Here is a 252-nt window from a genome sequence, read left to right on the forward strand (position 1 = left end):
ATTGCGGCGCTGGCCGGCCAGGCCTTCGATCAGCACGGCTTCGCCCAGGCCCAGGCGGCGAATCACTTCGCGGATGGCCCACGGCGTGCCCTTGTGGCGGTGCAGCTCATTGGCGCTGTGCAGCAGCTGTCTCTTATACACATCTCCGAGCCCACGAGACTCCGCCAATTATCGCGTATGCCGTCTTCTGCTTGAAAAGGGGGGGGGGGGGGGGGGGGGGGGGGGGGGGGGGGGGGGGGGGGGGGGGGGGGG

Annotated in this window: 1 protein-coding gene; it reads right to left on the reverse strand. The window is 70.6% G+C overall.

The annotated features are described in order from the left end of the window. A partial coding sequence (locus JHD59_RS22675) for a phage tail protein (protein WP_368671649.1) occupies positions 1–141 on the reverse strand: 141 nt, incomplete at its 3' end. Between the last annotated feature and the right edge of the window lie 111 nt (positions 142–252).

Origin of the sequence: Chromobacterium sp. ASV23, assembly GCF_016428945.1 — a bacterium.
Lineage (GTDB): Bacteria > Pseudomonadota > Gammaproteobacteria > Burkholderiales > Chromobacteriaceae > Chromobacterium > Chromobacterium sinusclupearum.